The 8,311-nt window shown below is 29.2% G+C and carries 9 protein-coding genes and 2 pseudogenes; all 11 read right to left on the bottom strand.

Annotated features, from left to right (window positions below; all coding sequences use genetic code 11):
* Positions 1–54: 54 nt before the first annotated feature.
* Positions 55–1,056, bottom strand: a complete 1,002-nt coding sequence (locus tag ABUA17_RS18000) for a glycosyltransferase family 2 protein (RefSeq protein ID WP_055277991.1) — start codon at positions 1,054–1,056, stop codon at positions 55–57.
* Positions 1,057–1,068: 12 nt separating this feature from the next.
* Positions 1,069–2,127 carry a dTDP-glucose 4,6-dehydratase gene (gene rfbB, locus ABUA17_RS17995; RefSeq protein ID WP_042402745.1) on the bottom strand — a complete coding sequence of 353 codons (1,059 nt, stop codon included), beginning with the start codon at positions 2,125–2,127 and terminating at the stop codon, positions 1,069–1,071.
* A 99-nt stretch (positions 2,128–2,226) separates the two neighbouring features.
* Positions 2,227–3,120 (bottom strand): dTDP-4-dehydrorhamnose reductase, encoded by an 894-nt coding sequence (rfbD, locus tag ABUA17_RS17990; protein WP_055277990.1) that lies wholly within the window; start codon positions 3,118–3,120, stop codon positions 2,227–2,229.
* Positions 3,121–3,133: 13 nt separating this feature from the next.
* Positions 3,134–3,712, bottom strand: a complete 579-nt coding sequence (gene rfbC, locus ABUA17_RS17985; protein ID WP_042402751.1) for a dTDP-4-dehydrorhamnose 3,5-epimerase — start codon at positions 3,710–3,712, stop codon at positions 3,134–3,136.
* 4 nt (positions 3,713–3,716) lie between these two features.
* Positions 3,717–4,583, bottom strand: coding sequence for a glucose-1-phosphate thymidylyltransferase RfbA (gene rfbA, locus ABUA17_RS17980; RefSeq protein ID WP_055277989.1), 867 nt, complete (start codon positions 4,581–4,583; stop codon positions 3,717–3,719).
* A 20-nt stretch (positions 4,584–4,603) separates the two neighbouring features.
* On the bottom strand, positions 4,604–5,401 hold the full coding sequence (locus ABUA17_RS17975) for a glycosyltransferase family 2 protein (protein WP_052330766.1): 798 nt from the start codon (positions 5,399–5,401) through the stop codon (positions 4,604–4,606).
* Positions 5,402–5,434: 33 nt separating this feature from the next.
* Positions 5,435–6,601, bottom strand: a complete 1,167-nt coding sequence (locus ABUA17_RS17970; protein WP_042402756.1) for a nucleotide sugar dehydrogenase — start codon at positions 6,599–6,601, stop codon at positions 5,435–5,437.
* Between the two features lie 19 nt (positions 6,602–6,620).
* Positions 6,621–7,262: pseudogene (locus ABUA17_RS17965) on the bottom strand (sugar transferase).
* A 77-nt stretch (positions 7,263–7,339) separates the two neighbouring features.
* The gene (locus ABUA17_RS17960; protein ID WP_349818206.1) at positions 7,340–7,993 is read right to left on the bottom strand and encodes a CpsD/CapB family tyrosine-protein kinase; all 654 of its coding nucleotides are present in this window, start codon (positions 7,991–7,993) and stop codon (positions 7,340–7,342) included.
* Between the two features lie 12 nt (positions 7,994–8,005).
* Complete coding sequence (locus ABUA17_RS17955; RefSeq protein WP_279325396.1) at positions 8,006–8,131, bottom strand: hypothetical protein; 126 nt, start codon at positions 8,129–8,131, stop codon at positions 8,006–8,008.
* Positions 8,088–8,311 (bottom strand): annotated as a pseudogene (locus ABUA17_RS17950) (YveK family protein); the annotation flags it as partial. The gene ABUA17_RS17955 and the pseudogene ABUA17_RS17950, both read right to left, overlap by 44 nt.

Genomic DNA, 8,311 nt, shown 5'->3' with positions numbered 1-8,311 from the left:
AACTTATATAATTTTCAAAGAGCGAGCAATTCTATGAAAAATCAAGCTATTTTTTCATATCAGCTTAACAGATTCTAGTGTAATATCATTTATTTTTGTTATTTTCTCTATTTTTTCTCGTTTAATTCTCATTTTATCTCTTAACTTAATTGCTTCCATAAAATATTTAAAGTTAAAAGCTTCAAATATAATAGAATATAATGTAAACTTCAATTCCCTTAATATAATATCTAATTTATATTTGTCTAAAGTATTGTTTACATTATTTTTAAATAACATCATTAAATGATTCCTATAAGATATTCCTCTTAAAAACTTTGATTGTGTTTTTCTATTTTTAATAAAATCTATTACGCCGCCATTACTTCCCCCTAATCCTCTTCCATGATAAGCAATAGCTTTAGGATAATACATATTTTTAAATCCTGCCAAATTCAGTCTCCATGATAGATCAACATCTTCTTTATATGCAAAAAAATCCTCATCAAAATATTCACCATCTATTGATACTTTTTCTAAACAACTACGTCTATATAATGGGGCAGCTCCACATACTCCAAAAACCTGCTCTGTCTTATCATATTGACCTAAATCCTCTTCATTTTGCCCCCTATCAATACATCTAGTGTTTTTAAACATTATTATTCCTGCACTATCTATATAATTAAGCTTTTTATTTCTTTCAAAATCATATTTAAGTAATTTTCCGGATAAGGCTCCTATTGTTTCATCAGATTCGATAAACACAATCATCTTCTCTATGAAATCACTCTCCATAATAATGTCTGGATTCAAAATCATGACATATTTACCTTTTGACAATTTTATCCCTTGATTCGCAGCACCAGCATATCCATTGTTAATCTTATTTCTAATTAGAAGAATACCATTATCATGATATTCTTCTTTCATATACTCAAATGAGCCATCTTTTGATTCATTATCAATAAAAATTATCTCAAGATTTTTATAGGTTTGATCAAATATCGAATTCATACATCTTTTCAAATAAGACTTATTATTATAATTAATAATTACTAAACTTATTAATTCCATACTTTTCATTCCTTACTTATTCTCATACATCTTATTGTAATAATTTTTATATTCCCCTGAAGTAACATTTTTCATCCATTCTTGATTATCTAAATACCATTGAATAGTCTTCTTAATTCCAACTTCAAATGTAGTTTCAGGATACCATCCTAATTCATCCTTAATCTTAGTTGGGTCGATTCCATATCTTCTATCATGACCTTTTCTATCTTCAACATACTTAATTAAGCTTTCAGTAACTGCTTTATCGACATTTTCATTTAAATAGGCTATTACAGTCTTAACTATTGTAATATTGGTTCTTTCATTGTGCCCACCAACGTTATAAACTTCTCCAACTCTACCATTGTTTATAACCATATCAATAGCTTTAGCATGATCTTCAACAAATAACCAATCTCTTATGTTCATTCCATCACCGTAAACTGGTAAATTCTTATGCTCTAAACAATTATTAATTAATAAAGGTATTAACTTTTCTGGGAATTGGAATGGTCCATAGTTATTTGAACATCTTGTTATGTTCATTGGCATTTTGTAAGTATCATGGTAAGCCTTAACCATTAAATCTGATCCAGCCTTACTTGATGAGTATGGGCTATGAGGATCAAGTGGTGTAGTTTCCATGAAGTATCCTGTTTCCCCTAATGATCCATAAACTTCGTCAGTTGAAACGTGTAAGAACTTAACTCCATCTTTCCATGTTCCATCTTCATTTTCCCATGCTGCTTTTGCACAGTTTAAAAGATTTACTGTTCCCATAACATTCGTCTTAGCAAATACTTCTGGTTCTCTTATACTTCTATCAACGTGAGACTCTGCTGCAAAGTGAGCAACATAGTCTATTTCATATTTTTTGAATAAAGAGTTAACTAATTCATTGTCACAAATATCCCCGTGTACAAATATGTGTCTTGAATCATTTTGAATTGATTTTAAATTTTCTAAGTTTCCTGCATAAGTTAACTTATCTAAGTTTATTATTCTTATATCTTCATATTTATTTAACATGTATAATACAAAGTTTGAGCCTATAAATCCAGCCCCACCAGTTACTAAATAAGTTTTCATAATTAAATTCTCCTTATTATTAAAAGCTTAAATTTATTAATAAATTTATTGCTATAATCAATGAATTAAGTTCTACTTTAATTTGATCTTAAATCTTAATTACTTTTCAACATTATCCATGAAAGTTTTTAAAGCATCCTTCCAATTTCTCATTTCATCACCAATAGTACATCTAAGCATCATATTATCAAGTGATGAATAAGCTGGTCTATCAGCTGAATTAGGATACATACTCTTATATTCTTCAGAAGTGCAAGGGTTTACTGTACAATTTCTTCCTGAAAGTTTCATTATTTCAGAAGCAAAATTATACCAGCTACATTCACCTTTTCCTGTACAATGGTATACTCCATATTCTTCTGTTTGAATAAGCTTAAATATATGATATGCTAAATCATTTGCATGCGTTGGATTTCCAAGTTGGTCATTTACAACATTTAATGTATCTCTATCTTTTCCAAGCTTCATCATTGTATAAACAAAGTTATGACCTACATATCCATAAAGCCATGCTGTTCTTACTATATAATATTTTGTTGAAAAGTCTCTTACAAATTCTTCACCTAAAAGTTTAGTTTTTCCATAAACACTTACTGGAGCTACTAAATCACATTCCTTTAATGGAGCTTCTCCTACTCCACTAAATACATAGTCAGTTGAAACTTGAACTATTTTTGCTCCTAATTCTTCAGCTACCATAGCTAAATTTCTAGGCCCTAGTGAATTTATTTTAAAAGCTAAATCTTGATTTGCTTCACATCCATCAACATTAGTTGCTGCAGCGCAGTTTATAACTACATCTGGTTTAACTTCATTTAAAACTTTTTTAACTTGTTCTAAATTCGTTATATCTAATATATCTACATCCATAGCAAAAACTTCAGCATTTTTAATTTCTTCTGAAACTGCTCCTATTTCTGCTTTTCCTGTAGATACTATTTTTTGAAGTTCATTTCCTAATTGTCCATTTGAACCAGTTATTAAGATCTTCATGATGCTATCCCTCCTAGCCTTCATATACAAACGGTAAATCTAATTCTTTAAATTTCTTTTGCTTCTTATCTTTTTCTGATAATAATATTTCTTCTATTCCATCTAATGGCCATTCTATAGCAATATCTTCATCGTTCCATAAAAGTCCACCATCATGCTCTGGTGAATAGAAATCTGTACATTTATAGTTAAATGTTGCAGTTTCAGATAATACTACAAATCCATGTGCAAAACCTTCTGGTACATAGAATTGTCTCTTATTTTCTGCACTTAAGTAGACACCTTCCCATTGTCCATACGTTGGTGATCCTTTTCTTAAATCTACAGCAACATCCCAAACTTCACCCTCAGTACATCTTACAAGCTTTCCTTGTGTATGCTGTGTTTGGAAATGTAATCCTCTTAAAACACCTTTTTTAGATCTCGATTCATTATCTTGCACGAAAGTCATTGTTAATCCAGCTTTATCAAAGTGTTGCTTGTTGTAACTTTCCATAAAGTATCCTCTTGTATCTCCAAATATCTTTGGCTCTACAATATATAAATCAGATATTTTAGTTTCTATAAATTTAAAATTTCCTACTTCAACCATATTTCTACTCCTCAATTATATCTATTAAATACTTTCCATATTCAGTCTTCATTAAAGGTTTAGCTAATTCTCTAACTTTCTCTTTAGAAATCCATCCTTGTCTATATGCAATTTCTTCAAGACAAGCTATAAATGTTCCTTGAGTTGTTTGTACTGCTTCAACAAAGTTTGATGCTTTAAGCATTGATATCTGAGTTCCTGTATCAAGCCACGCCATTCCTCTACCTAATAAGTCTACCTTTAAAGTTCCTTCTTCCATATATAACTTATTTAAATCTGTTATTTCTAATTCTCCTCTTTGTGAAGGCCTTAATGATTTTGCTTTTTCCACAACTGAATTATCATAGAAATAAAGTCCTGGTACTGCATATTTTGATTTTGGCTTTTCAGGTTTTTCTTCTAAAGATGTTACCTTTCCATTTTCATCAAATCCAACTACCCCAAACGCTCTTGGATCTTGAACATAATATCCAAATACCATTGCTCCACTCTTTAATTGTGCTGCTTCTTTTAAGTGTGAACTAAAATTCTGACCATAGAATATATTATCTCCCAATATCATTGCAACATTGTCATTGCCAATGAACTCTTCACCAATTATGAATGCTTCTGCTAATCCATTAGGTTGTTCTTGAACCGCATATTCAATGTTTAAACCATATTCTGAACCATCTTTAAATAATGCCTTAAAGTTAATGATATCTCTTGGTGTTGATATTATAAGTATATCTCTTATTCCTGCTAACATTAAAACTGACATTGGATAATAAATCATTGGTTTATCATATATTGGTACCATTTGTTTTGACATAGATTTTGTCACTGGATAAAGACGTGTGCCAGATCCACCTGCTAATATTATTCCCTTCATAGCTATCTCCCTCCATAATTTTAATTTAGAACGAATTTTTTATAAAATTTATACATACTTATAAAATGAAAATAAGTTAATTTATTTATCTTCTTTGTACTTTCCTGTTCATGTAAATGAATCATGCTGGCTTGCGGATAGTAAAGTATTTTTTTACCTGCTTTCTTTAATTTATATGATAAATCTACGTCCTCAAAATACATAAAATATTCCTTACTAAATCCCTTAACTTCATTAAAATCTTTTTTTCTTAACATTAGACATGACCCCATTAACCAATCTACTTCTTTCTCCTCTATATGATCATAATCTAGCATTAAGTATTGTGAGTTAATTTTGTTTATCACTTTATTAGATGCTAACCTTTTTAAAGGTGTTCTAGCTAATAAAAATTTAGTAAGTGGAATAAATCTTCTACATGAATACTGTAAAGTTAAATCTTCATTTAATAATTTACATCCTATTACACCTATATTATTATCACTTAAAATCCTATCTAGCATTTTTTCTATAGAATCCCCTAAAACCTCCACATCAGGGTTTAATAAAAGTATATTTTCATACTTAGAAGCTTTTACTCCTTCATTATTCCCATATCCAAATCCTTTATTTTGTATAGTTTTTAATACTCTAACATTCTTATTATTTTTATTTTTATTAATTAGCTGTGTATATGAAATAATTGTAGTAGAACAATTATCTACTACAATTATTTCATATTCTATATTATTAATATTACTAATAACTGACTTTATACATTTTTGAGTTAATTGATATTTATTATAATTAACTATAATTATTGATAATTCTTTTTTCATAGTATATTCCTTTATACCTTTTCTTAAATTATATTAATCTCTATTAAATAAATCTCTAGTATAAACCTTATCTTCTACATCAAATAAATCTTTTGCTAATCTATTAGAAACAATAACATCACTAATATTCTTAAATTCCTCTAAATCTCTAATAACTCTAGAGTTAAAGAAAGTTTCTTCCTTGAGTACTGGCTCATAAACAACTACTTCAATGCCTTTAGATTTTATTCTCTTCATTATTCCTTGAATTGAAGATGCTCTAAAATTATCAGAATCAGTTTTCATAGTTAATCTATAAATACCAACAATCTTAGGATTTTTCTTAATAATTTGATCTGCAATAAAATCCTTTCTTGTTCTATTGGCCTCAACTATTGCACTAATAATTTCATTAGGAACATCTTCATAATTAGCTCTTAGTTGCTTAGTATCTTTAGGTAAGCAGTATCCCCCATATCCAAATGAGGGATTATTATAATGAGTTCCTATTCTTGGATCCAATCCTACACCTTCAATTATTTGCTTAGTATTTAAGCCATGCATTTCAGCATAAGTATCTAACTCATTAAAATAAGCAACTCTTAATGCCAAATATGTATTAGAAAAAAGCTTAACTGCTTCTGCTTCAGTACTATCTGTAAATAGCACTGGAATATCTTCTTTTATTGCTCCTTCTTTTAAAAGATTAGCAAACTTTTCAGCTCTTTTACTTTGCTCACCAACTATAATTCTTGAAGGATAAAGGTTATCATATAGTGCCTTTCCTTCTCTTAAGAATTCAGGTGAAAAAATTATATTATCAGTTTCAAACATTTTTCTAACTTTTTTTGTATATCCAACCGGTACTGTAGATTTAATTATCATAGTTGCTTCTGGATTAATAGAAAGTACATTTGCAATTACTGCTTCAACACTTCTTGTATTAAAATAGTTCATTTCTGGATCATAATTAGTTGGTGTTGAAATTATTACAAATTCGGCATCTTTATATGCTTTATAAGCATCTGTAGTTGCAATTAAATTTAACTCTTTATTACTTAAATAATCTTGTATTTCTTTATCAACTATAGGCGATACTTTATCATTAATCATATCTACCTTTTCTTGAATTATATCTACTGCAACTACTTCATTATGTTGAGCTAAAAGAATTGCATTAGATAAACCAACATACCCTGTTCCTGCTATAGCTATCTTCATCTTTCTTACCTCTTTCACTTTACGATGCATTTTTATCACCAAACAATACTAATACAGTTTTAAATATCAACTTAATATCAATCCAAAGATTTCGTTCATCTACATATTTATTATCAAGCCTCATCCACTCCTCAAAACCAATATTATTTCTTCCACTCACTTGCCAATAACAAGTTAAGCCTGGTTTTACAGTTAGTCTTTTACACATCCAGTTTTCAAATTGAGCAACTTCCTTAGGTAAACTTGGTCTAGGCCCAACTAAACTCATTTCACCTTTAAGAACATTCCAAAGTTGCGGAAGTTCATCTAATTAAGTTTTTCTAATAAACCTTCCAACCTTAGTTACTCTAGGATCATCTTTCATTTTAAACATAGGTCCGTACCTTTCATTTTGCTGTTCTAACTTTTCCTTAAGTTCTTCAGCATTTACTACCATAGACCTAAATTTATACATATCAAATAACTCTCCATTTTTACCAACTCTTTTTTGAGAGAAAAATATAGGCCCTTTTGAAGTAAATTTAATTGCGCATGCTACTATTACAATAACCGGACTTAACAAAAGTAATCCACTTATAGCTCCTATAATATCTATTGCTCTTTTACAAATTTCATAAAAGCTTAACTTTGCTTTATTTTCCTTTATATTCTCAAACTCAATTTTAAGTACTTCCACTCATTCCTCCCCCATTTCTCTATAAAATATAAACCCTATAAAACAACTTTATTGATAAAGCATTATTCATTTCCATAGTAATATTGATATTTATTTCTAGTGTTATCTACAGCGTGCAGAATAGTTCCAATAATATTAGCATTAATCTTATTTAACGTATTAATAGTATTTTTAACTTCATCCTTTTTTGTAACACCTGCCCTAACTACAACAAGAGTTCCATCAGTCTTCGTTGATAAAATTTGAGCATCAGCAACCGCTTGCACTGGTGGTGTATCTAAAACAATATAATCAAAATGATCTTTCATTTCCTTTAAAAATGCAGTCATTGCCTTTGAAGCTAGCATTTCCGCTGGATTTGGTGGTACCTTTCCAGCTGTTATTATACTAAGATTTTTATTATAAGAATAAGCTACTTCCGTAACCTTTTTCTTTTGAAGTAAGATATCAGAAATACCATATGTATTAGTAATTCTAAAGTTCTTATGAACAGAATGCTTTCTCATATCACAATCTACTAATAAAACTTTTGCTTCTCCCTTAGCTAAAGTTAATGCTAAATTTCCTGCTGTAGTAGATTTACCTTCTCCTGGATTGGAACTAGTTATTACTATAGTTTTATATTCTTTATCAAAAGAAGAATATTGAATATTAGTTTTTAAAGCTCTATAAGCTTCTGCTGCTACAGACTTTGGACTTTTTTCAACTATAAACATTCATCTTACCTCCTATAAATTTTCAACATCTGGAATAGCTCCAAGTACTGGTATTCCTAAATCTTTTTCAAGCTGCTCTTTATTTTTATATGTATTATCTAAATATTCTAATAAGAAAACTAAACCTACACTTACCATAAGTCCTACTAAAAATGCTATTGCTATATTCATTTTTTTTATTTGGACTTACTGGATTTTGTGGAAGTTCAACTTCTTCAATAACTCTTACATTACCATTAGAAACAAGTTCCTTTGCAGTTACTATAAATTCATCTGTTACACTTTTTAATACATCCTTAGCTTCATTTGGATCTTTAC

The sequence above is a fragment of the Clostridium sp. RTP31139st1_H3_RTP31139_211217 genome (assembly GCF_040227035.1).
Taxonomy (GTDB): domain Bacteria; phylum Bacillota; class Clostridia; order Clostridiales; family Clostridiaceae; genus Clostridium; species Clostridium saudiense.
This window is presented reverse-complemented; position numbering and strand designations above follow the sequence as displayed.

What these genes read in the sequence shown, in the direction of transcription:
- ABUA17_RS17975 (WP_052330766.1), bottom strand. Translation starts at nt 5,401, where the DNA reads ATGAAAAAAGAATTATCAATAATTATAGTTAATTATAATAAATATCAA.
- rfbD (WP_055277990.1), bottom strand. Translation starts at nt 3,120, where the DNA reads ATGAAGATCTTAATAACTGGTTCAAATGGACAATTAGGAAATGAACTT.
- rfbA (WP_055277989.1), bottom strand. Translation starts at nt 4,583, where the DNA reads ATGAAGGGAATAATATTAGCAGGTGGATCTGGCACACGTCTTTATCCA.
- ABUA17_RS17970 (WP_042402756.1), bottom strand. Translation starts at nt 6,601, where the DNA reads ATGAAGATAGCTATAGCAGGAACAGGGTATGTTGGTTTATCTAATGCA.
- ABUA17_RS17955 (WP_279325396.1), bottom strand. Translation starts at nt 8,131, where the DNA reads ATGGTAAGTGTAGGTTTAGTTTTCTTATTAGAATATTTAGATAATACA.
- rfbC (WP_042402751.1), bottom strand. Translation starts at nt 3,712, where the DNA reads ATGGTTGAAGTAGGAAATTTTAAATTTATAGAAACTAAAATATCTGAT.
- ABUA17_RS18000 (WP_055277991.1), bottom strand. Translation starts at nt 1,056, where the DNA reads ATGGAATTAATAAGTTTAGTAATTATTAATTATAATAATAAGTCTTAT.
- rfbB (WP_042402745.1), bottom strand. Translation starts at nt 2,127, where the DNA reads ATGAAAACTTATTTAGTAACTGGTGGGGCTGGATTTATAGGCTCAAAC.
- ABUA17_RS17960 (WP_349818206.1), bottom strand. Translation starts at nt 7,993, where the DNA reads ATGTTTATAGTTGAAAAAAGTCCAAAGTCTGTAGCAGCAGAAGCTTAT.